Below are 23,790 nucleotides of genomic sequence, written 5' to 3' on the forward strand. Positions count from 1 at the left end.
TGCACCTAGACGATCGCTCCCGCGGCGTGCAGTTCTGCAATGCGGGAAGCGTCGTATCCGGCGATATCGCGAAGGACCTCGTCAGTGTGCTGCCCGAAGTCAGGTGCCGGGTTGCATGGACCGGCATCCTCGTTGAACATCACTGGTGGCATGACGATTGGCTGCTGCCGACCGCCATATTCCGCGGTGCGGATCATTCCGTTGGCCTGGACTTGCACATCGTCTGGCATCTCTTCCACCGTTTGCACGGGAGCCCAGACGCCCTTGCTGTGCACGAGAATGGCCTTCCATTCGATAAGTGTCTTTGAGGCGAAGATGCCGTCCATGATGGCCATCAATTCAGCAGAGTTGGTCATGCGATCCATCGGGCTGGCAAACCGTGGGTCTGCCACCAGGTCCATCCGCTCGAGGTTCTCGCAGAGATTCACGAACTCAGCCTGATGATCTCCTAAGTGAAGCAGGCCCAGGAATCGGTCATCGGAAGTGCGGTACGTCGCACCGGACCATTGACCCATTTCGCGTGGGATGTACTGACCCATCATTGAGTTAGGGCCATCGACGGCCTTGCCGATGATCGCCGGTGCATTGAACCAGGCAGCAGTTCCCAGCAGCGATGAGTCCACCACAACTGCCTCACCCGAACGCTCGCGCTTGAACAACGCAGCCGCGATTCCGCCGGCCAGCACGAGTCCTGACATGCCATCGCCATGACCGATCATTCCCGAGGGCGTCGTCGTCTGCGTCACGCTCATCACAGTGGCGGCAAGCGATCCGCGATGCCACCAGGTAGCGCCGTCGTATCCGCCTCGATGATTCTCGGGTCCAAGCGGTCCACCACCTGTGCCCTTGGCGTAGATGATGTTGGGATTGATAGCCCGCAGTTGATCGACATCAAAGCCAAGCTTGTTGCGCGTCTTGGGCAGGAAGCTTGTCAGGAACACATCCGATTCGCGCACGAGGGCATACAGCGCCTCACGAGCTTCCTCATTGGCCAGATCCAAGGCAATGCCGCGCTTGCCACGGTTGTAGTGATTGAACATCCAATGAGCCTTGCCGGGCTCCAGGGTGCCGCCGCCGGCCAAGGTTCGCAACGGGTCCGGTGACTTGGCATTTTCGATGTGAATGACATCAGCGCCCCACTCGGCGAGCACGGCTCCAGCCGAAGGGCAGAACGCCCACATGGTCAGATCGAGAACGCGAATACCTTCGAGCATCTTCATGAATACCTCGCATTAGAACGGCCGACGATCGGGCGCGGATATAGGAAAGTGCGAAATCACACGTGTTTTGCATCGTAGGTGCAATCGTCAACCGATTTGAGGAAACCCGAAAAACGTTGAAGGCCCAGGTGCATTGCACTTGGGCCTTCAACGCATCTTGAACAAGTATTGCGCGAACTAGGCGGCATCTCCGCTGAGGAAACTACGCACGATGCTGTCAGCATTGCTGTCAGCAGGACCGTTCCAGACTTCATGACCGTGCACCATGAGCATGGCGCGATCAGCGAAGGACAGCGCGCGGTCGATGTACTGCTCGATGAGCACGATTGTTACGTTGTTCTTCACTCGGGCTGCAGCCAGAGCCGTGTAGATATCAGCGATAACAATTGGCGCCAAGCCGAGCGAGAGCTCATCGACCACGAGCACGTCTGGCTCGGTGATCAGTGCCTTGGCAACTGCCAGCATCTGCTGCTCTCCACCTGAGAGGGTTCGTGCCTGCTGCTTGCGACGCTCGCCGAGGCGGGCGAACAACTGGTAGGCATTCTCCACAGCCAACTTCGGATCCTCGGCAAGCTTGCGCGCGCCGAGCATGAGGTTCTCCTCCACCGTGAGGGTGGGGAAGATGGCCCGGCCTTCAGGCAGGTAGGACAGTCCTCGTTGTGCAATGAGGTACGGGTCCAAGGACGTGATGTCGTCACCGGCCATCGAAATGCTGCCGCTGGATGGTGGGAGCAGACCGGCAAGGGACTTGCCAATGCTGCTCTTTCCCGCACCGTTGGCGCCAAGGATGGTGAGACATTCGCCCTTGACGAGGGAGAAGGAAACATCTTCCACGGCAAGTGCATCGCCGTACTTGAGCGTGAGGTTCTTAACCTCAATCATCGCCTCTGACATTTACTCGTCCTCCGTAGTTCCAAGGTAAGCGGTCTGAACAGCCTTGCTTGCGCGCATTTCAGCTGGGGTGCCACTGTCGATCAGCTTGCCGAAGTCGAGCACGAAGACCTTGGTGCTGATGGCGAACACCAACTCCAGGTCATGCTCGACCAATACGACCGTGATGTTGCGCTCGCTGGCGAGCTGCTGAATCAGACGACCCAGGTGCTCGGTCTCCGCGCGGTCCAGACCAGCCGATGGCTCGTCGAACAGCATGATCTCTGCACCCGTTGCCAGGCACAGCGCTACCTCCAGGAGACGGCGCTGACCAAGCGTCAGATCCGATGGACCCTTCTCCTTATCGCGACCAAGACCAAGCTCTTCGATGAGCTCATCAGCTGAATCAATCTCAGCCTTGGAGATACCTCGCGAGATGAACGGAATCAGATCCAGCAGGAAGCGACCAGACGTTGCAAGCTTGCCGGCACGAACCTGCTTGCCAGCCCGCGCAGCCAGAACAACATGCTGGCGAACCGTGAGTTCAGTGACCAACTGCGGTGACTGAAAGGTTCGAGCCATGTTCATGGCCGCACGCCGCTGAGCAGATGAATTACTGACATCCACGTCGCCAATCAGGATGTTGCCCTGATTTTGGAAGAGCGTGCCTGAAATGCAGCCGAGCATGGTGCTCTTGCCTGCGCCGTTAGGGCCGATCAATGCAGTGATCTCACCAGCCTTAGCGCTCATGCTGACGGCGTCAAGCGCCTGCACGCCACCGAAGCGGATGCTGACATTCTCTGCTCTCAGTGCTGGCGCAGCATTCATTGTTTCTGTCGACATGGTGACGTCACACTCCTGCTGAAACGTTGGTCTTATTGGATTCATCTTCTTCATACGACGGCGAGTGCACGGTGCCGCCGCTTATCTTGATTGCCAGATGTCGGAATATCGCGCGCAAGTTCGGGTTGATGCCGATCGGGTCAACCACCATGTTGATGGCCACCAAACCGAACAGCAGAATTGGGAGGTCAGCGAGTCGTTCTGGCAAGAACTCCGAGAAGATCGCCGGAGCCAACACGAGCGACGTACCGGCAGCCGCCAGACCACCCATAGAACTGGTGCCCTGGGCGACTGCCAATGCGAACCACACCAGACCGATGGTCATGATGAAGCCGTTCGGGAACGCGACCAACTGGAAGCTAGCGACCATCGATCCGCCGATACCTGCGACTGCAGCACCGAGGGCGAAGACGCCTACGCGAGCAATGAAGATGTCGAAGCCAAGCGTTGCCGCACGAACGCGGCTGGCACGGATGGTGGCGAACACCAGACCAGTCGTCGAGCGACGCAGGGCCCACAGCACGAACATCACCGCAAACATGACGACCACACCAAACCAGTAGAAGGTCTTTGGCGTATCAAGAGTCAGCCCGAACAGCACCGGACGTCCAAATGGCAGACCCGATCCGAAATTTGAGAACTCATCACGGGTGTAGACCGCCTGATCAACCAGAAGCGCGAACGCAAAGGTCACGATTGCGGCGTACAGCGGCCCGAGATTCAGGCACAGCAATCCGACGACCGTGCCCGTGATACCGGCCACGATGCCACCGATGAGCATCGCCAACAGGATTGGCACTTCATTTGCTGCTCCGAACCAGGTGTCGTTGTTCACGACGTAGGCCGCCCCGATGACACCCAGACCAGCAAAACTGATCTGGGAGAGGCTGATGATGCCTGCCTCACCTGTGACCAATCGGAAGGACAAGAAGATCACCGTGTAGCAGAAGCCAACCGCGATCAATCCTGTCCAGTACTCGTTGAAGAGAAGCGGGATGCCGACAAGCACGACAGCCAGAACTGCGTAGCCAACGTAGCGGTCCCAATGTCCCTTGGGGTTACGCATGATGTTGAGGTACTTCGACAGCGAGACCTCGTAGGCGTTGTTAACCGCAGCGACTTCGACCTTCTGCGAGTCGGCCTTGACGTCCTTCTGCTGGCTGTAGATCAGAACTGCGCCAACCATGAAGAGGAAGGGCAGGCTTGGGCGAAGGGCGGTACCTAGGAGGCCGTCGCTTGGCAAGTACAGCACCAGAACTTCCTGAGTAACACCCAAGACAAGCGCGCCAAAGAATGCGCGCCACAAGTGCGTGAACTTGCCGATGACTGCACCCGCCATAGACGCGGCGATCAGGTTGGCGAAACCGCCAGGGCTCAAGCCGACCTTCGGAAGCACCATCAGGCCCGCCAGACCGGCGATGCCGGTTCCGATGGCCCAAGTGGATGCAACAACGAACTTGGGGTTGGTGCCGGTGAGCACCGTCATGAGTTCGGAGTCAACCGAACCACGGGTGACCAGACCCGCCATCGTGCGGTTGAGGACGTAGTAGCCACCGAGCGCCACGATCGCTGCAGTCACGATGATGATGAACTGCTCATTGGAAACGTTCACATCGAAGATGCTGAAGATGACCGACGGCTCACCAACGGGGCCGTACACGAGGTAGACCGGATCGTGGCCGAAGATCAAGGTCGTGACCGCAACGAGTGCGACCTGCAGACCGATCATGACGCCGACTTTGGTCAGCGGGGCCAGGTTTCCGAGCTTGCCCAGCAGCAGCCACCACAGGAACAGACCGAGCAGCGGTCCAATGATCAGCACCACGATGGCTGCTGAGAGCCAAAGGTTCCAACCAAGTCCGGTGTCGCTGTTACCCATGTAGTAGAAGCAGTAGGCCAAGAAGAAGGCCATGCCGCCTTGGGCGAAGTTGAAGACGCGGGACGCGTTATAGGTAATGACCAATGCCATGGCCGACATCGCATAAAGCGCGCCAACGGCAAGGCCAGCGATTGCAAAACTGAGCACCTGGGGTCCTCCTGGTCAGGGCCGATCGAATCCGTCCTTGGCAGATGCCAAAGGCGGAGAGTACGAGGTGGCAATCAGCAATTGGTGCGGCTGACCATGCCGTGCAAGGGAGGCTGACGGGTTGCGTCAAGGCTCCTTGAGGACATCCAGCCGAGTGGCGCCGCGGTAGCGACGCCATTTGTCCGGATTTCCATCGAGATGTTGAGTCGCGAGCCTAGGGAGGGGGGAACAGCCCGTCAAGGGGAATGGCGCAATTGAGTACACCTTTTTGTTCACGCATCCGTCGTGCCAAGTTTTCGCTCGCGTATTGCCTAATACGCACCCGTATTGATGAGTACTCCGCACGTTGCATTGTCATCCGGAAGCATCGAATTACCACGAACTGTCAAGAACCAGGTGCACTTCTGAGGATCCCCGTCTGGGGTGACTCCGGGCGTGAACGAGACCTTGCCGGGCAAGAGGCCAGCACCCAAGTAGTCGCTGACTCCGCGCTGAACGCGGATGAATTCCGATCGGGTCGGACATGCTCCTGCGCCAGCAAGTCCGGCTGCCATCAGGTCGGCGGAGACATAGCCGATGGGTGCCAGCGGTGAATAGGGATCAACGCCCTTGGCCGCCATTCCTGCGACGTAACTCTTGACTTCTGCGTGATCCAGTTGCAATGGGATGGTGCCGTATGGCGCGCCCACTGCCCCATCGAGTGCCCCATCGGCCTCAAGCACATCCCTGGGATTGGAGAGCCCATTGATCAAGGTCATGACGGGGGTCGCGTTCTGCCTTTTGAGAGATCTCAGCAGGGAGGTCCCCGCTCCCACAACCGAGATGACGTTGACCCCGGTCGCCCCTGAGCTCTTGATCCGCGATGCGACGAGCGCGAGGTTGTCTTGCGCCGCTTGGAGGACGTAGGTGCCACCAGCCTGAGTCAGGTTTGTGGCGGTCAGGCTCGCAATGAATCCTTGGGCAGCGTTCTGGGCGCCAGCTGACGGGGCCGTGACCACCGCAACGGATCGAGCCTTGGCCCTCTTGAATCGCTGCGCTGCCGCAGTGGAGGCATAGGTTGTTGAGTACGCCCCGAAAGCACCGAACACATTGCGGTCGGTGCCATAGGGCGGCAGATTCGGCAGGCCAGTGACCGGAACGCCCGCTTGCGCAAGAGCGGGGTACATCGACTGCTGCTGGGATGCGGCGATGATCCCAAAGACGCCGTCGGCCAGGGCGCGCTTGGCGACCTCCTTCTGGGTGATCGGATCATTACGGTCGTCATAGGAGCGCAACACGATTCGACGTCCGTTGATCCCCTCCTTGCGATTGATCTCATCTGCTCGTAGTTGGGCCGCGACTCCGAAATTGGCGAAGACTGGCGCTGCCGACCCTGACTGCGGAAAGACCACGCCAATCGTCACCGAATCAGCTGTGACACCGGGCATAGGAGGACACGTATTAATAGGGGTCGCCGTGGTTTGGGCGCCATCTGGCGCAGCGGCACTGCCACATGCAGCGAGCAATAGGGCAAGAACTGCAGTTGAAGCTGCCGCTGCGGAGATTCTCACAGGCACATGTTCGGTCATTGCACCTGCGTGCGTCACATCGGGTGCACCACTGCAGTGGTGGAGCAGTGGGCGTCAAGACAAGGCCTGGCACTCGACGCCCACTGGAATGGAGAGGGACGAACCCAACGCAATTGCTTGCGTGCTTACAACGGTAAGTCGGGTTCCTGACTATTGATAGGACGCACGCCGTTCTTGATCAACTTGTAATGCAATGAACCTCAGTGCGAGCAGACTTGTGGGCACCGGAGACTCTCCGATGCCCACAAGCGTTACGCATTTGTTACTGACTAGCCGACGACCTGGCCCGTCGTTGCGTCCACCAACTTGCCGCAGGTGGCCTTGGCGTCAGGAATGGGGACACCATTCTTGATCACTACGTACCAGGAGCAGTTGGCCGGCGAGCCCATCGGAGTGACACCCGGCTGGAAGGAGACCGACTGCGGCATCATGCCTGCCGCGTTGTACTTGGTGACCTTGCGCAGGTTGTCGATGAAGGAAGCCCGAGTTGGGCACTTACCAGCGAGCTTCAAGCCGTGGATCATCAAGTCCGCTGCCGCAAAGGCGATCGGGGCGGTGGGGCTGTAGGGGTTGAGCCCTGCCGCCTTCATGCCGTTGATGTAGGTACGCATTCCGGCCGCACCTGGCACGCCGGCCGGGATTGTGCCGTAGGTCGTACCGATCATGCCTTCAAGAGGACCAGCTGCCTTGGCGATCACTGCTGGATCGACCAGACCGGCGCCGACTGAGCCCTTCAGGTTGACTCCCTGCTGCTTCAGTGCCTGAGCAATGGACACGACACCGTCGACGAACATCGACATGTATGCGCCATCGGCGCCCGAGTTGCGTACTCGCAGTGCAGTGGAGGTTGCGTCGTGCGCACCCTGTGGCTCGTCAGTAATCAACAAGGCCTGCTTCACACCCGTGCCACTGGCAGCAAGTGCCTTCGAGGTGTTGATCATGCCAGCAGCCGCGCTTGGGCTGTTGTGTGCGATCAGCGCCACATTGCTCACGCCGGCTTGCTTGAGCCGCTCAGCAATGGCAGTGCTGATGATGGTGGGCGAAGTCGGGCCGACAACAGAGAAGGTATTTCGGTCACTTGCCATTGCCAGAACGTTGAAGCCGGTCACGGGAACGTTCTGCGCCTTGAAGGTCGGGAACGCCGCGTCGTTCGCCGAGGTCATGATCAGGCCGAAGATGCGATCGCTCTCAAGTGCCTTGTTCGCCACCGTAACCTGCGTCGCGGCGTTGGCCTGATCGTCGTATGCAATCAGCTCGATCTTTCGCCCGTTGATGCCACCCTTGGCGTTCTCCTGTGCGATGCGCAGACGAGCAGCCTGCTCGCCGCCTGCGAAGTTCGAGGCGGCCGGACCAGTCTTCGGCACGAAGTAGCCGAGCTTGATCGAAGTGGGCGTCACACCTTCGCTGGCTGGGCAGCTGGCATTGGTGGTGACCTTTGGCGCTGGCGTGGGAGCTGCATTGGCGCCTGCGGCTGCGAACGAGAGCGCAACTGCTGCGCTCATGCCGCCAACCACAAACGTGTTCCGAAGGCGATGCTTCGGCTGGAATGTTCTGGACATACGTTGACCTCCGTGGGTCGTGGAAGATGAATTCGACTTTCGCGAGTTGAGGTGGTGTTCACCCGCATTTTTGAAACTAGTCAGACTTACGGTTGCTATTGCGGTTCGTTACCGATTCGTTATTCGCGCTGCTCCGTTATGTCTGCTATGCGGAGAAAACTTCCATCGGCGAGAACCGAGCAATCAATCGCGCCTACCCTTTGACCCATGCCAATCCCGCTCGCCGAGTTGATCGCCTCGCGCGATTGGTACCCCCGCATCACAACTGAAGGCGAAGTCTCGGGAGTTCTGCGATTCGTCGATCTTGATTCTCCGGTGCCAGCGGACCTGTCAAGCCTGGACTCGCGAATATGCCTGCTTATCGGGGTGACGAGAACCGCCATGGCGCATTCGGATCTCGCGGTTGCTGACCACCTTGATCTCGTGGTGAGCACTGCGCCGGCGCCCGATCGCAGAGTGGTCCAGGTGCCAGATCTTGAACAGGCAATAACTGAACTCACAGAGGCAGCGAATCGGGCGCCTCGAGCACTTCTCGTGCTTGCTTCGCTGCTGCGTCAGACGGCTGCACTTCCAATTGGCGATGGCATTGCTGCTGAGGCTGCTGCGTACTCCACTCTCCTTGCGGGTCCCGAATTCGCTGGCTGGCTCCATTCTCGAGGCGCCCGTAAGGCAGTTCCCAGTTCCGAATCCGCTCGAGTCGAGACGACACTCCAAGACGATGTTCTGAGCATTCGCATGACGCGCAGGCTTCGACTCAACGCCATCGACGGTCAGATGCGCGCCGCCCTGGTGGATGCGATCGCCATCGCCATCGCCGATCCCGATCTTCGTGTGCGCCTCACCGGCGAGGGACCCTGCTTCAGCAATGGCGGCGATCTTCGCGAATTCGGCACCACACCTGATCCGGCAACTGCTTGGACCGTTCGTGTGACTCAGCATCCAGGGTGGCAGCTCTCGCAGATCGCGGATCGCACGCACGTGCATATGCATGGACCATGCGTGGGAGCTGGAGTTGAAATCGCGGCCTTTGCCAAGCATGTGTCAGCTGACCCCGCAAGTACCTTTCTCCTGCCCGAACTGCACATGGGCCTGCTTCCTGGGGCCGGCGGTTGTGTGAGCATCCCGGCTCGCATCGGGCGCTGGCGCACCTTGTGGATGGTGTTGAGCGCGAGCACATTGTCAGCAGAGCACGCCCGTGAATGGGGACTCATCGATGACATCGCTGCCGTCGACTAGTGCGAGTGCGTGGGCTCAGTCACTGCTTGAGTTGCTTGGCGTACCCACCTCCATTGCCCAGCCCACCGACAGTGCACCCATCGCTGATTGGGCTAGCAGTGGCGCTGTCGCCATCACGGGATACCCGGATCGACCTCTGCTTCCAAGTGGAGCAGCCGCAACTGCCGCGCGCGGAGCGATGCTTGCCCTCGATGCGCTCGTAGGTCCGCTCGGCATTCGCGGGGAAGCGCTTCTGGCTGAACGCGCAGCAATCTCACAATGGCCAGCCAATGCGCCATGGTCTCTTGGCAATCACTGCCGGGCCGTACGCGCCAGAGATGAATTCTTCGCATTGTCGCTGGCTCGCCAGGAGGATCTGGAGTTGATTCCGGCTTTGGTGAGCCAGAAGGAATCCGCGGGCTGGGATGCAGTGGAGCTGTGGGCCTGGCACCTAAGCGCGCGCGAGGCCGTTGATCGATGCCGCCTTCTTGGCCTTCCGGCCGCCGTCATCGCAGAGGTGGCGCCAGGTGAGCTCATGCGCATCACTTCAGTGCAATCCAAGGGTCATCGCGCTTTGACCGACATGAGAGTTCTTGACCTTTCGAGTCTGTGGGCTGGTCCACTCTGTGGAAACCTCCTTGGCCTTAGCGGCGCCAAGGTGATGCGGATGGAGAGCGTCACAAGGCCTGACGGTGGGCGAAAGGGTCTGCCGCTCTTCGACGATCTGCTGCACTCCGGTCAGCCTTCAGTGACGTTCCATACCGACAACCTCGACCTGCTGCACGCACTGGTCGATACCGCCGACATCGTCATCACTTCGGCGCGGCCACGAGGTCTGGCATCACTTGAACTTGATCCACAGCGGTTTCTCGCCAGTCGAGAGCACGGTGTGTGGGTACAACTCAGTGCCTATGGTTCCACCGGTCCCCAAGCCGACTGGGTCGGCTTTGGCGACGACTCCGCGATGGCGGCTGGCCTCGTCCGCTGGATCGACGGCACTCCCATACCGGTGGCCGATGCGCTTGCTGATCCACTGACTGGCATCCATGCCGCTGTCGCTGCCGCTGCGATGACCAAGCGCGGTGGGACGCATCTCATTGAGATTGCCTTGGCAGATGTCGCAGCCGCAACTGCGGGCTCAGAGCCTGATCACGATCCGTACTTCGCACAGGGACTTTGGAAGGTCGACACCGAGTTCGGCGTCCGGCCAATGCACATGCCAAGGGCGCGAACGGTACTTGCTCCCGCGCGCGCCCTTGGTGAAGACACTGAAGTTGTGCAGTCGTGGTTTGGTCTCTAGCTTTCTGGCGACTTCTTCACTGGTCGGTAGGACGTTGCCAGCATGAGCAACGCTGCACCAACACCGAGCACGACCGCGCCGACAGCCCAGCGCACGCCAAACCAGCCCAGATCGAATACATGATCAAGTGACCAGCGGCCTGGTCCAGCCGAAGCCAGCGCCGCCGCAGTTATTGCTACGAACAGCACATACTCGAGGCCACCCTTGAAGACGAAGTAGCCCTTGCCTCGATGGTCGGTGAACATGGCCACGACCATGAGTCCGATGATGCCGGCAGCTCCGAAACTGGTGAACAGGCCAAGAGTGATGATGATGCCGACGGAAATCTCGGTGAAAGCAGCAACGCGGGCATGCACCCAGCCCGGCTTCAGTCCAAGTCCTTCAAACCAATTCGCCGTGCCAGTCAGACCACCAGCACCAAAGATCTTGTTATAACCGTGCGCAATGATCATGGGCCCAATTGCCAAGCGGATGAGAAGCATCGCGAGATCTAACGCGTTCGAATTGAAGTACGTGCTGGTCATCTACTTGCCTCCAGTGTGAGCCTGCCGAGTGCCTCGGCCGGTTTGGTCATCAGCATGACGGGCCTGCGCTCGCGCGACTATGGTGCCCCAGTATCCCACCAAAAGCCGCGGACCGGGCCGAACTTGAACCGCCAGAAGAACAGGACATCTCACCATGCAAATCCAGGGCATTAGCGCCTGCGTAACCGGCGCCGGTTCGGGACTAGGACTGGCGACCGCCAAGATGCTCAGCGCCCGCGGAGCCAATGTGGTGCTCATCGATCTGCCTGCCTCCGCAGGAGCGGCCGAAGCTGCGGCAATTGGCTCGACCGCGACCTTCGTCGCCGCTGATGTGCGCGACGAGGCACAGGTTGGGGCTGCGCTCGACGCCGCAGAACTGATGGGGCCATTGCGATTGATCGTCAACTGCGCCGGTATCGCTACCCCAAATCGAGTGCTCCGCAAAGGAGTCGCCACACCACTTGAGGATTTCGAGCGAGTGGTATCGATCAACCTCATCGGTACTTTCAATATGGTGCGGCTGGCCACTGAGCGAATGGTCAAGATCGATCCTGATGGCGAGGAGCGCGGCGTGATCATCAACACGGCATCTGTGGCGGCCTTCGACGGTCAAGTTGGTCAGGCCGCCTATGCCGCATCAAAGGCCGGTGTAGCTGGGATGACCCTGCCGCTGGCTCGAGATCTCGCGCAGTTCCTCATTCGAGTGATGACCATTGCCCCAGGTACTTTCGAAACCCCGATGCTTGCCGGACTTCCTGAAGAAGCGCGCAAGTCTCTTGGCGATCAGGTGCCGCACCCAAGCCGTCTGGGCAAGCCTTCGGAGTACGCGGCCTTGGTCGAGCACATCATCGACAACCCGATGCTCAATGGAGAAACCATTCGCCTGGATGGCTCCATCCGCATGGCACCTCGCTAATCTCGAAAGGACCGCATGTCACTTCCCACTCGCACTCTTGGCTCAGGCAGCGCAGCACTCGAAGTTCCGGCGCAGGGGCTGGGCTGTATGGGCATGAGCTTCGTCTACGGCACCCGCGACAACGAGGAGTCCACGGCCACCCTGCTCCGCGCGCTCGAGCTCGGAGTGAGCTTCTGGGACACCGCTGATGTCTACGGTCCGCATCACAATGAAGAACTCATCGGTGAAGTGCTGAAGACCCGTCGTTCCCAAGTGACGCTGGCAACGAAGTTCGCCAATCACATGGTCGACGGCAAGATGACAATAACTGGGGATCCGCAGTATGTCCGCCAGAGCTGCGACGACAGTCTGCAGCGTCTTGGCATCGACACGATCGATCTGTACTACTACCACCGCGTTGACCGTCGGGTGCCCATCGAGGACACCTGGGGTGCAATGGCTGAGCTCGTCACAGCCGGCAAGGTGCGCTACCTCGGTATCAGTGAGGCGTCAGCCGACGTCATGCGCAGAGCGCACGCCGTTCATCCGATGACAGCAGGCCAATACGAATGGTCATTGTTCACCCGCGATATCGAGCACAATGAAATCCTGTCAACCGCGCGTGAACTGGGCATCGGAATGGTCCCCTACTCACCACTTGGCCGCGGACTCCTGACCGGCACGATTCAAAGCACAGATGAGCTTGTCGACAGTGACTGGCGCCGCAGCAATCCGCGTTTCCAAGGCCAGGACATGCAGGCCAATCTCAAATTGGTGGAGCAACTCAGCGCCCTCGCAGCAGCCCGCGGGGTCACGCCAGCCCAATTGGCACTTGCCTGGGTGCAGGCTCAAGGTTCAGACGTCGTACCCATTCCTGGCACCAAGCGCCGCAAGTACCTCGATGACAATGTCGCTGCCGCCACAATCCAATTAACGTCAGAGGAACTTGCTGCGATCGATGTCATTGCGCCGTATGGTGCTGCAGCCGGTGGACGCTACGCCGCAAGTGCCATGCCAACTGTCAACCCGTGACGAAGGAGACTCCCTTGACCGCACCACTGACTGTCCGCAAGCCAGAAGGCGCTCCCAAGGGTGGCGTCATCGTCATCATGGAAGCCTTCGGTATCACCGAGCACATCATCGATGTCGCCGAACAGGCCGCAAAAGCTGGCTACCTTGCGGTGATTCCGGACCTGTTCCATCGTGAAGGCGAGGCAGTTGTTGTCGCCTATGACGACATCCCAGCAGCCATAGAGGTCATGCAGACCGTCACTGGGGAGAGTGCGGCCGCAGACGTTGATGACGCAGTGAGCTACCTCGTCTCTGAGGGACTCACGTTGAAGCAGATCGGCATCGTTGGCTTCTGCATGGGCGGCACCGTCACCTTCCACACTGCAGTGCGCCTGCCCCTGGGTGCAGCTGTGACGTTCTACGGCGGCGGCGTTGCTGCCGGGCGGATGGGCTATGAATCCTTCATCGACGAAGTCGGCAATCTGAAGACACCATGGTTGGGACAGTTCGGCGAGGCCGACCGGGGTATTCCGGTCGCCGATCTTGAAGTGCTGCGCATCGAAGGCGGAAAGGTCGAGCAGGAGATTGAGATCGACATCTACCCAGAAGCCCAACACGGATTCCACCGTCCCGGTGACTCGGGCGTCTTCCACCCAGATGCATCAGCAGCTGCTTGGAAGCGCACCATCGACTGGTTCGATTCGCACATTGCCTAACCGGCGGCAGCGAACCACGAGTCCGTACTGATCATCTGGCCGTCATAGACGCGGCCGTCGATCTGCTTGTTGTAGATCGCTCCACGACTGACCAGATGAACGATGTGCGCGAGGGTTTCTCCCATTGCTGCGCGTCGCAGCATGCCTTGGGTGTTCTCCCAGCCATGCGACCAGGTCAGGTGGCTGGAGATCTCATAGGTGGTGCAACCAGGCTTCTCGTTGATCGCAGTCAGCACTTCAGTCAGACGGTCCTCATGATGCTCATTCATCTGCGCAACGCGGGCATCTACTCCAGCGAATCGGTACTCATGAGCCGGAAGCACTTCAAGATCATTCATGCTACGGAGTGAGTTCAAGGTATTCAGGTAGGTGCCCAGTGGATCGCCTTGCTCACCTGGATGCACAGAGATGTGCGGCGAGATTCGTGGCAGCAGGTGGTCACCGCTCATCAGCAACTGGCGTTCGTCATCAATGAAGCACAAGTGGCCCGGCGAGTGACCTGGAGTCCAGAGAGCACGAATGGCAGGAGCACCTGGCAGCGGGCGCTCGCCATCTTCGATCAGGCGGTCAGCCTGCGGCGGGCGGCCAAAGTCCACGAACTGGCCAGCGTCAATGATCAGCGATGGCATGTCTGCGATCTCCACGCCGGCACGGATCAGCCAGGTCTCTCCGCGCATCTGCATCCTGGCCGGATCAACCTGCTCGCTGATGTCTTCGGCGTCCAGTCGGTGCATCGCCACCCAAGCACCCGATGCATCGCGAATGCGTCCGGCGAGCCCAAGGTGATCAGCATGATTGTGCGTCACCAACACGCCCTCGACATCTGTGATGCTGTAGCCGATGCTCGTCAATCCGTCATTCAGATTTGCCCATGCCTCATCGACAGGCCAGCCAGCATCCACGAGCACCACACCCGTGGGTATTTCAATGACATAGACATTGACGTAGCGCAGTGGGTTGTTGGGAAAGATCACCGGAATCGACCAGAGGCCTGGTCGCACGAGTTCAACGGGCGGCATCTCCCGACGCAGCCATGCCTCTTTCTGCAGATGACCAGTGACGGTTATCTGTGCACTTGCTGTTGCTGTCACAGTGAGATTCCGAGCACCTTCGAGTCGAGGTACTCCATGATGCCTTCGCGCGCACCCTCGCGACCCAGGCCGCTTTCCTTGATGCCACCGAAGGGCACAGCTGCGGAGGTGGGGTTGATGTCGTTGACGCCGATCATCCCGAACTGCAGAGCCTCAGCGGTCTTCCAGGCCTTGCTCAAGTTCGGGGTGTAGACGTAGGCAGCCAGGCCGTAAGCAGTGTCATTGGCCATCGCGACGACATCATCGTCGTCATCGAACTCGATGACGGGCACCATTGGGCCGAAGGTCTCTTCGCGGTAGATGAGCATGTCCTCGGTGACATTGGTGATCACGGTAGGTGCCCAGAACAGGCCCTTGTCCAAGCCGTTCTCGGTCAATCGCTTTCCGCCGGTGGTAACAGTCGCGCCCTTGGCAACAGCGTCGTCAACCTGACGCTGCATCTTGTCCAGCGCGTGCTGGTCAATCAGTGGACCAACGGTGACCTTGTCATCAAGGCCGTGACCAGCGGGGAAGGAAGCCATCCGATCGGTGAGCACCTTGGTGAACTCCGCCGCTATGGACTTGTGGACGAACAGGCGGTTCTGGGAGATGCAGGCCTGACCGGTGTTCAGCGACTTCAACGCTGCGGCACCCTTAGCCGCATTCACGGGATCGGCGTCAGCAAACACGATGAACGGCGCGTGACCACCGAGCTCCATCGAGACGCGCTTCATGGTTGCCGCGGCCTTTGATGCAATGAGTTTGCCCACCTCAGTTGATCCGGTGAAGCTGATCTTGCGCACCGCTGGGTTGGTGAGAATCTCTTCACCGACACTGACCGGGTCATTAGTCGTCACTAGGTTGACCACACCCGCTGGCACACCGGCTTCCTCAAGGATCTTGATCGTGGCAATCGCGCACAACGGGGTCTGCTCAGCTGGCTTGACCACAATCGTGCAGCCCGCTGCCAGGGCCGGGCCGATCTTGCGGGTCAGCATCGAGATCGGGTAGTTCCACGGCGTAATGGCGGCCGCCACGCCTACCGGCTGCTGCAGGACCATGAATCGGTGATCAGCACGGGAGGACGGGATCGTCTGGCCGTAGACGCGCTTGGCCTCTTCAGCAAACCACGATAGGAAATCAGCGGCGTAGCCCACTTCGGTGCGAGCCATCCGAATTGGCTTGCCCTGCTCCTTGGTCATCAAGGTGGCCAACTCATCACGCTTGGCGTTCATCAGCGCAAAGGCCTTCATCAAGATCGCGGCCCGCTCATAGGCCGTCTTGGCGGCCCAGGCCGGGAAGGCCTCCTGCGCAGCAGCGATAGCGCGCTTCATGTCTTCAGGCGTGCCATCGGCAGCTTGGCCAAGAACCTCGCCAGTCGCCGGATCCGTGGAATCAAAGAATGTTCCTGATGAGCTTTCAACCCACTCGCCACCGATAAAAAGCATCTCGAAGATCTCCCTCACGCGTGTTCACTGCGCGGCAGTCCGAACGCCGCAGCAGGCAGAATAGTTATCTTATTGTGTTATTAGTGCGGGTACTGGAAAGATCAGGCCAATCAGTTATAACAAGGTCAATGAGGCGTAGCATTCGCCGATCTGGCGTCAAGCCGGAAGAACAGGAGGCTAGGGATGACGACTCCCGTGCCACCGCTGAGCCCCGCTGAGCCGGTCCACGTGCCAAAGACCGCAGAGGTGGTGGCGCAGGCAATCCGCAACCAGATCGTGCGCGGCGAGATCGCTGAGGGCGCTGCCCTGCCAAGCGAAGCTGAGCTCATGGTGCACTTTGGTGTCTCCCGCCCGTCCTTGCGTGAGGCCTTCCGCATTCTGGAATCCGAGAAACTCATCACGGTACGTCGTGGATCTCGAGGCGGAGCCCGAGCGACTCGACCAGATGTCTCGGTTGCTGCTCGCTACCTGGGTCTGCTCATGCAGTTTGACGAGGTCATGCTCAGCGACGTCTTCGAGGCTCGATCAATGTTCGAGCCTCTGGCACTTCGCCTGCTGGCCCGTCGCGAGAACCGTGAAGAAGCAGCCCAGGCACTGATGCTCATCATCGATGAACTCGTCCCCGGTATTGATGCGCGGCAACGCATGGATATCTGGTCACGCTTTTATCTGGAATTGTTCAACTTCGCAGGCAACAAGACCTTGCAGCTGATGTACGGAACCCTGACTGAAGTTGTACGACACGAGCTCTTGGATGCGTTGGTGCAAGAGGACGCCGATTCGAGAAATCCGAACTGGAAGAAGACCATCATCAAGGCGATGAATCTCGTGGCCGATGGTCGAGGCGATGAAGCCGCTGACTACTGGATGAAGCAGATGCTGATGCTTGAAGCCAAGGTGCAACAGGCGCACCAGCGCCGAACCCTTATTGATGCAACGGTGGCCTTCGCCTAGGGCGAAGACCACCGTTATTGCTCTGGAACTGCTACGCCTCAATCATTGCGTGCGGGTCTGCGACATTGACCTGACGCGGCATCACCTTGGGTGCTGAACGCCAATCCGGTGTGCCGTCTTCTGGCAGACCAGCCGGGTAGCCGTCATGAATCTCGGCCCAGTGCGAGTGATTCAACTGGTGCAGGGTGAAACAAGCCTGCAGGGAGTTGTAGAAGCCCATGTTGTCGACCGTCTGGTTGACCGACTCCTTGATCAGCAGGGCAGCCATCGTTGGCAGCTCTGCGATCCGGCGAGCGTAGGCCAGCGTCGAATCCTCAAGCTCGTCGCGGGGGAAGATCTTGCTGACCATCCCCAGATCGAAGGCTTCCTTGGCATCAACGGAGTCACCGGTGAGCAAGAGTTCCTTGGCGCGGCGCGGGCCGAACTCCCAAGGATGGCCGAAGTACTCCACGCCACACATGCCCAGACGAGCACCGACGACGTCAGCGAACTTGGCATCATCTGCGGCCACGATCAGGTCGCAGGCCCACACCAGCATCAGTCCCGCTGCAAAGGTGGTGCCTTGAACCTGGGCGATGGTGATCTTGCGCAGATTGCGCCAGCGCAGGGTGTTCTGGAAGAAGTAGTGCCACTCCTGCAGCATGCGGTTCTCCGCACCTACGCGCGTGCCGCCATTGATCAAGGTTGAGGGGTGCTGCGTTGGACCAGGGGTCCGCTCGGCAATGGCCTCTTCTGAGCCAAGGTCGTGGCCTGAGGAGAACAGCGGTCCGACACCGCCCAGAATGACCACGCGCACCTGATCATCGGCCTCGGCCTTCAAGAAGGCATCATCGAGTTCCACCAAGAGCCCACGGTTCTGCGCATTGCGGGTCTTGAGCCGATTCAGCATGATGCGCGCGATACGCCCGTCATCGAAGGTCTCGTAGGTCACGTACTTGTAGTCAGCCATGGCTGCTCCAGTCTTTTGAACTCAGGGGGAGAGTGCTTGTGCGAAATTAGAGCAAGTCGCTGCGGTCCGCAAAGGTTATGAGCAAATCCGCAAGAGATTCCGGCGCCGAGAGCATGGGCGTGTGGTCACAGTCGAGCTCCAGATACTCCGCCCCCTGGATTCGCTGCGCTGCCTCCCGCATGGGCTCACAGGAGGTGAGCCGATCTTGGGTGCACCCCACGATGAGCGTGGGAACATCAGGCCAGGACCACACGGGCGAGGGCTCACCAAAGGTTTCCCAGTACTGCCGACGCAGGCGGCTGGCTGCCAATTCGGCCATTTCCGGCGTGCAGGTGTTGAACATCAGATCGATGCCCACTTCAGGCGGCACTTCGGTGCTGCCATCCTCATGGCGAATCAATTCGGCCGATCGGTAGGCCTCTGTGTAGATCTCGGGGTGCAGATCGCGTTGTTGAGCCGCACTGACATCGAATTCAGGCAGCAGGGCGGCGAGCATCACCAGGCCGCAAGCACGCGGATGTGAGGCTACAAAGGGAGCGACGAGTCCCGCCAAGGAATGCCCTACAACGATGACATCACTATCGATGCGACCAATCGCTTCGAATGCAATAGCGGCATCGTCGCCGATGAAGCGTCCTGGCTGGTCGCCGGGGAGCTCGATGATCTCCGAGGCGTAGCCCGCAGCTTCCAGGAGTTGGGCGAGCGGTTTCCAGCACCATCCGCCGTGCCACGCACCGTGGATCAGCAGGAATGTGCGCACATGAGCGACCCTACCTACCGGCTCGGTTCAAAGCACGACTTCGGACTGCGGCGCGACTAGTTGATTACCACGCACAGCCCCGCGCTGGGCAGCCAGAAGGAACCAGGCGGGCAGGTGGGGATGGGGGTCGGGCTTGCCGATGGCGCCCGAGTCGGGGCCACTGTTGGGGTCGGACTCACCGATGGGGCGATCACCAGACTGATCGTCACTGACGCCGAATTGCGTCCGTCACTGCCAGTGACCGTGTACACCGTGTTCCAGTTCTGCGTCGGCGTCCCAGACATGACGCCTGTGGTGGAGTTGAACCACATTCCCGCGGGTACCGCTGCCGGAGCCAATGCGTAGGTCATCGGGCCCGAGAATCCCGTCGGTCGAAGCGGCACTGATGATTGGTAGACACCTGTTGAACCCGTCAGGAATTGCTTTGTCGGGTTGATGCCCTGCACAAGCTGCGCGACGGTCAGGGTCAAGGCGGAGGTCGATGAACCCGTGCGGCCTTGCCCGGTGATCTTGAAGGTCGTTGTCGACAGCGCTTGCGATGGCGTGCCCGAGACGACGCCGCTTGCCGGATCGATGGTCAATCCAAGTGGCAGAGCAGGAGAAATCGAATACGTTGGCGCACTGACAAAGCCGGTGACCGTGAAGGGCGATGTTGGAGTGATCGGGGTGCCGACCTTGGCCAGCACGGTCTGCTGACTGGGGGCAATGGCCCACGCCGGCAGAACTTCCAGACTCAACGACGACTGGGCCTTCACCGATCCATCGACGGCGGTGATGGCGTACGCCCGCTGTGCACTGGTCTGCGTTGGAGTGCCGGAGACAACTCCGGTGCGGGCATCAAGCCGCAGCCCTGCAGGCAATGTCGGTGCAATGGTGAAGCTCGGCTTGCTGGAAAAGCCAGCAGTTTCAAAGGTGCTGGTCGGCGCTATCGCCACACCCAGGTGACCAATGGCTGTCTGCGCGACCGGCTTCAGACTTGCGCTGCCCACCTGCACGGTGACGAGCGAATTTGCAGTCGAGCGCCCGTCACTTGCAGTGACCTGATAGTTCTGCGCCGCGGCATTCACTGAAGACGAGCCGGAGATGACGCCTGTTGCGCGACTGAAGCTCAGGCCCTTGGGCAGCACAGCTGGCGAACCGTCAGGTTTGGTCAGTGAGTACTTCACTGGGCTCGAGAAGCCCTTTGCGCTGTACTCCAGGAAGTCATTACTGGCAGTTGCCAACAGGCCTGCTTGCACAGGTACAACTTTCTGACCGACATTGAGCCGGACAAGCTGTCGAGCTGGTGCCAGGGACGCTTGCTGATCACTGCAACTTGCCGGGTCGCCAAGAGTCAGATTCCAGCCATAGGCGAATTCCTGTGATTGGTTCGGCGAGAGATCTGAGGGAACGAAAGTGTCCGAGTAAGCCATGCCATAGGCCCCGGAGGGCTTTGGCGATCCGCCACCGTCGATATTGGAATGCGAACGGATGACCTCGTCATACACGTTCCATGCGTACTGTGTTGGGTTGCTCGGGGTGCCGTAACTGCCCTGGGCATTGGCGTAGGCAGCATCCAGCGGATTGCGGGTGAAGTTCTGGCCACTTGCACCGGTGTCCGTGGAGTCGGCGAATTCAGTGGTGTCCCAGTAGCCGTAGGCGAACGCGGCTATGAAGTCGCGGTAGATGGTCTTCACTGCATTTGCCCAGGCGACAGGCACCCCACCATCGGCTGCCCAGCTCAGTGCCGGTCCATACGTCGGGGCTGTGGGAGTGCCGGTGGGCAGGTAGGCAAGGAAGGGACCGTCCTGTCCATACACACCGAAGCCCGTGCCACCCTGCGTGCCCGCGCCAGAGATTCCAGCCTGCTCGATCAGCAGTTTGGGGCCCTGTTTGGTGCCTCCCGCCAGGTTGCCGGTCAGAGTCCAGATTCCGCCAGACAAGCTTGCGGTGTAGTTGAACTGCCCGCCATAGAGCTTGTCTCCGAGTTGATCGCGGACCGTCAATGGACCCTTGACCGAGTTCACGTAATCGGTCACTTTGGGGTATCTCCCTGGAAGCTTTGCGGCTCCGACAATTCCTGCCCAGGTGCTGTTTCCAGCAAGTTGTGACGAAGCCCAAGTGCCGACAGCAGGGGTTGCCTGGGGGCTCGTGGTGTTGTAGCGCATCACGCCGGGTGTGCTCGCGGTGGTGGCATTGAGATTGAGGCCGGTCTTGGACAGCGCATTGACGATATTCACCAGGCACCCGGTATCGCGATACGTGCCGGAGATGACTGCAGAGTTCTTGTCCAGCAGTGTTGAACTCAAGGTGAAGCCGATCTGATCGATCAGGGTGAGGTCCACGTCCAGTCCACTTGAGTTGTAGGTGAACTCAACAAAGCCGTATCGCGCGAGCGATCCCGTTGGATCAGGTGGGGATCCAGTCAGACTCTGGTTGGAGAAATAGAGGTTTCCGCTCTTGACCGGCGGGTTCAGCGTGAGAGTCGCGGTGTGCTTGACGCTGTCGTATCCCGACATGGAAGTGAAGGGAGCCGAGACCAGCTTTGCAGGGGTAATACCTGGGAACAGGTTCGGCGAGCCGCTGGTGACGGTTCCGCCTCCTGTGGGATCACCCAGCACCGAGATATAGAGCGACTTGTCGCTCACTCCTGTTCTTGGCACCCCCGCGGTGTGTGGATTGGTGATGGTCACCGTGATAGGTCCCTGGTACGGGGGATCAAAAGTGAAGCCAGAGGTGGGCGGCACGCTGGGCACTGCGGCCGGCACGCTCGCCACTGAGTATCCAGCCAGTCTGCTTCCTGCGGCAGGCATGCCAATGACCACTGAGCACTCGCCAGCTGGGACCCCTGCCGGAACAGTGACGGACAACTGCGTGGGATCAGCCGCTGGCTGGACCAAGGCTGCCGGGTAGGTGCCCTGAGGATTGGTGGCTGGGCAGTAGTTGAAGGACACCCCAGTGGCCCCCGCCAAGGAGCTGGTGGCCGAGACAGTGATCTTCTGAAGGGAACCGGCAACTTGATTCTCAGCGCCGTGATACGTGCTCAACGAGATCGCCGGGACGTTTGGCTGCGCCCACACGCCGGGAGCGTTCGGAGTGTTCGTCGTGATCACATTGCCAGAGGCCAAGGTGACCGACACTGGGCAAGCACCTGCAGTCACCTTCGCAAATGATCCTGGAGTGACCGTCATCTGCAAACCGTTGGGCTTCACCACAGCCGTGGCAGGCACGCTGACATTGCCGCCGGCAGTCGCTGGGCAATTGAGGCTGACCGAGGTGAGTCCAGCCAACGTGGTGTCGCCAATGCCAGCGGTCGGATTGGCGACTGAGGCCGTGAACAGGAAGTAGCCGCCGCCTTCAGTGGGAAGGATCGAAGGCGCGATTCCCGTTGCTGTGACAAACGCAACGCTCGTTGCTGTCCAGCCATAGTTGCCCACGATCGTCGATGACCCACCCGTGTTCACCTGGACCTGGCACGAGGCTTTGTCAGCGAAACTCGGCACCATCGCTATGAGCTGTGAACTCGACACAAAGGTTGTCGCCGGAGTTGGGGCTCCAGGCAAAGTACAAGAGGTGAAGCCAACTTTGGAAGCCGAGGTGAAGCCACTGCCAAGCACAGTTACCTTGGTTGTCACCCCACCAACCGCTGCACCCAGTCCTGGCGTCACGGAGCCAGCGGCCTGCGCCGCAGATAGCGGCACGATGAGACTGGCGGCCAGCAAGGCAAGCGCCGAAGATACGGCAACCAGGCTGAGTCGAATCCCTTTGAACTGATCAGCCATGACATCCCCGTCTCAATGAGTTGGCAAGACTCTAGGGGGCGTCAGGCACCGGCGACGACAAAGCCCCGCGTGCAAGAATCCATGCATGAAGACCTACGCAATCACCGGCATGACCTGCGCAAACTGCGTTCGCCATGTGACTGAGGCAATCGAATCAGTCGATGGCGTGACTGGGGTGCGAGTAGACCTCGACAGCGCAAGCGCGGAAGTTCATGGTGAGGTTTCTGCTGCAGCGCTCGCCGATGCAGTACGCGAGGCCGGCTACTCGCTGAGCGCCTAGGCGCGCGGCAAGCGCGTGAGCACTTCTTGCACGAATGTTGCTACGAGCAAACCCTCCCGATTGAAGACACTTCCTCGACTCAAGCCGCGACCGTGGTACACCGACAGCGGCTCTGCTGTGAACAACATCCAGTCATTGGCATCAACAGGGCGTAGAAACCAAAGACCGTGTTCCATCGTCACCACTCGACTGCCCATCGGGATCTTCGCCGAAGGGGCTTGAGCGGTGCTGACCACGAGATAGTCGGACAGAAACGCCACGACTGCCGCGTGCAGCATCCGATCATCTGGCAACTGCACGCGAGGGCGCACCCAGAAGGGGTGCACGACCGTCACCATCTGGTCCTTGTCACGCTTGGCTGGACCATTCAGTGGGCGGACATCCATCGGATCCATGTTGAACAGGCTTGTCTCATGGGATTCAAGGGACTCAGGGTCAGGCACATTGAAGGGTTCCTCCGAATGCCAGTCCGGCCCAGTCTCTCCAGAGTGGAACGAGGCCTGCATCAGCAAAGGCGTGGACTCGCCCTGCGTTGCCGTGATCTGACGAACGGCAAATGCGCGACTGTCGCGCAGGGACTGAACATCGAGGCGCATTTGCGAGCCTGCGGTACCAGCATCAATGAAGTTCGCATGCAGTGACTGAGGCCACAATTCAGGACTGACGGTCTTGCTCGCGGCATGAAATGCCAGGCCGAGCGAATGGCCGCCATACAGATGGCCACCATCACCTACAGGCGTGGCGCTGAATTCTGATTCGCCGACCTGTGAAACAGCGAGGACCTTCTGAAAATCATGTTCGGCCATATTGGTGGACCCTAC

At 59.8% G+C, this 23,790-nt stretch carries 20 protein-coding genes; 7 read left to right on the top strand and 13 right to left on the bottom strand.

The genetic code is table 11. The annotated features are described in order from the left end of the window. Positions 1-5: 5 nt before the first annotated feature. The 6 genes from Q8M73_01885 to Q8M73_01910 all read right to left on the bottom strand — a co-directional run bounded on the left by Q8M73_01885 (position 6) and on the right by Q8M73_01910 (position 8,029). On the bottom strand, positions 6-1,220 hold the full coding sequence (locus tag Q8M73_01885) for a CoA transferase (GenBank protein MDP2287301.1): 1,215 nt from the start codon (positions 1,218-1,220) through the stop codon (positions 6-8). Positions 1,221-1,397: 177 nt separating this feature from the next. Beyond that, positions 1,398-2,114: an ABC transporter ATP-binding protein gene (locus Q8M73_01890; GenBank protein ID MDP2287302.1), complete on the bottom strand. Its 717-nt coding sequence runs from the start codon at positions 2,112-2,114 to the stop codon at positions 1,398-1,400. Continuing rightward, entirely contained in the window at positions 2,115-2,933 is an 819-nt protein-coding gene (locus Q8M73_01895; GenBank protein MDP2287303.1) for an ATP-binding cassette domain-containing protein, read from the bottom strand. Between the two features lie 7 nt (positions 2,934-2,940). Continuing rightward, positions 2,941-4,959: an ABC transporter permease gene (locus Q8M73_01900; GenBank protein ID MDP2287304.1), complete on the bottom strand. Its 2,019-nt coding sequence runs from the start codon at positions 4,957-4,959 to the stop codon at positions 2,941-2,943. A gap of 311 nt (positions 4,960-5,270) precedes the next feature. Next, a complete protein-coding gene (locus Q8M73_01905) occupies positions 5,271-6,527 on the bottom strand; it encodes an ABC transporter substrate-binding protein (protein ID MDP2287305.1) in 1,257 nt (418 codons plus the stop codon). Between the two features lie 269 nt (positions 6,528-6,796). Next, the gene (locus Q8M73_01910) at positions 6,797-8,029 is read right to left on the bottom strand and encodes an ABC transporter substrate-binding protein (protein MDP2287306.1); all 1,233 of its coding nucleotides are present in this window, start codon (positions 8,027-8,029) and stop codon (positions 6,797-6,799) included. A 264-nt stretch (positions 8,030-8,293) separates the two neighbouring features. Between Q8M73_01910 and Q8M73_01915 the strand changes: the two genes are divergently transcribed. Both Q8M73_01915 and Q8M73_01920 read left to right on the top strand, forming a co-directional pair. Then, positions 8,294-9,322: an enoyl-CoA hydratase/isomerase family protein gene (locus tag Q8M73_01915; protein MDP2287307.1), complete on the top strand. Its 1,029-nt coding sequence runs from the start codon at positions 8,294-8,296 to the stop codon at positions 9,320-9,322. Continuing rightward, on the top strand, positions 9,300-10,601 hold the full coding sequence (locus Q8M73_01920; protein ID MDP2287308.1) for a CoA transferase: 1,302 nt from the start codon (positions 9,300-9,302) through the stop codon (positions 10,599-10,601). Before Q8M73_01915 ends, Q8M73_01920 begins: the two co-directional genes overlap by 23 nt. Here the strand turns inward: Q8M73_01920 and Q8M73_01925 are convergent. Then, a complete protein-coding gene (locus Q8M73_01925; protein MDP2287309.1) occupies positions 10,598-11,083 on the bottom strand; it encodes a DoxX family protein in 486 nt (161 codons plus the stop codon). The two genes, Q8M73_01920 and Q8M73_01925, sit on opposite strands and share 4 nt — an antisense overlap. Before the next feature lie 196 nt (positions 11,084-11,279). Between Q8M73_01925 and Q8M73_01930 the strand changes: the two genes are divergently transcribed. The 3 genes from Q8M73_01930 to Q8M73_01940 are packed head-to-tail and all read left to right on the top strand — an operon-like array spanning position 11,280 to position 13,747. Beyond that, entirely contained in the window at positions 11,280-12,041 is a 762-nt protein-coding gene (locus Q8M73_01930) for an SDR family NAD(P)-dependent oxidoreductase (protein MDP2287310.1), read from the top strand. Between the two features lie 15 nt (positions 12,042-12,056). After that, entirely contained in the window at positions 12,057-13,052 is a 996-nt protein-coding gene (locus tag Q8M73_01935; protein MDP2287311.1) for an aldo/keto reductase, read from the top strand. 14 nt (positions 13,053-13,066) lie between these two features. Then, positions 13,067-13,747, top strand: a complete 681-nt coding sequence (locus Q8M73_01940; GenBank protein ID MDP2287312.1) for a dienelactone hydrolase family protein — start codon at positions 13,067-13,069, stop codon at positions 13,745-13,747. Here the strand turns inward: Q8M73_01940 and Q8M73_01945 are convergent. Together Q8M73_01945 and Q8M73_01950 are read right to left on the bottom strand one after the other, a co-directional pair. Next, positions 13,744-14,838, bottom strand: coding sequence for an MBL fold metallo-hydrolase (locus tag Q8M73_01945; protein ID MDP2287313.1), 1,095 nt, complete (start codon positions 14,836-14,838; stop codon positions 13,744-13,746). The two genes, Q8M73_01940 and Q8M73_01945, sit on opposite strands and share 4 nt — an antisense overlap. Continuing rightward, entirely contained in the window at positions 14,835-16,265 is a 1,431-nt protein-coding gene (locus Q8M73_01950; protein ID MDP2287314.1) for an NAD-dependent succinate-semialdehyde dehydrogenase, read from the bottom strand. Before Q8M73_01950 ends, Q8M73_01945 begins: the two co-directional genes overlap by 4 nt. Before the next feature lie 183 nt (positions 16,266-16,448). On the opposite strand from Q8M73_01950, the gene Q8M73_01955 reads away from it, so the two are divergent. Beyond that, the gene (locus Q8M73_01955) at positions 16,449-17,219 is read left to right on the top strand and encodes a GntR family transcriptional regulator (protein MDP2287315.1); all 771 of its coding nucleotides are present in this window, start codon (positions 16,449-16,451) and stop codon (positions 17,217-17,219) included. Positions 17,220-17,250: 31 nt separating this feature from the next. Here the strand turns inward: Q8M73_01955 and Q8M73_01960 are convergent, their stop codons facing one another. The 3 genes from Q8M73_01960 to Q8M73_01970 are packed head-to-tail and all read right to left on the bottom strand — an operon-like array spanning position 17,251 to position 22,689. Then, the gene (locus Q8M73_01960) at positions 17,251-18,168 is read right to left on the bottom strand and encodes an enoyl-CoA hydratase (GenBank protein MDP2287316.1); all 918 of its coding nucleotides are present in this window, start codon (positions 18,166-18,168) and stop codon (positions 17,251-17,253) included. A 46-nt stretch (positions 18,169-18,214) separates the two neighbouring features. Continuing rightward, complete coding sequence (locus tag Q8M73_01965; GenBank protein ID MDP2287317.1) at positions 18,215-18,928, bottom strand: alpha/beta fold hydrolase; 714 nt, start codon at positions 18,926-18,928, stop codon at positions 18,215-18,217. 56 nt (positions 18,929-18,984) lie between these two features. After that, positions 18,985-22,689: a putative Ig domain-containing protein gene (locus Q8M73_01970; protein MDP2287318.1), complete on the bottom strand. Its 3,705-nt coding sequence runs from the start codon at positions 22,687-22,689 to the stop codon at positions 18,985-18,987. Between the two features lie 85 nt (positions 22,690-22,774). On the opposite strand from Q8M73_01970, the gene Q8M73_01975 reads away from it, so the two are divergent. Next, positions 22,775-22,969 (top strand): heavy metal-associated domain-containing protein, encoded by a 195-nt coding sequence (locus tag Q8M73_01975; protein MDP2287319.1) that lies wholly within the window; start codon positions 22,775-22,777, stop codon positions 22,967-22,969. Here Q8M73_01975 and Q8M73_01980 read toward each other — a convergent pair. After that, entirely contained in the window at positions 22,966-23,775 is an 810-nt protein-coding gene (locus tag Q8M73_01980; GenBank protein ID MDP2287320.1) for a thioesterase family protein, read from the bottom strand. The genes Q8M73_01975 and Q8M73_01980 overlap by 4 nt on opposite strands. Positions 23,776-23,790: the final 15 nt, after the last annotated feature.

The sequence above is a fragment of the Actinomycetota bacterium genome (genome assembly GCA_030684515.1).
Lineage (GTDB): Bacteria > Actinomycetota > Actinomycetes > S36-B12 > S36-B12 > UBA11398.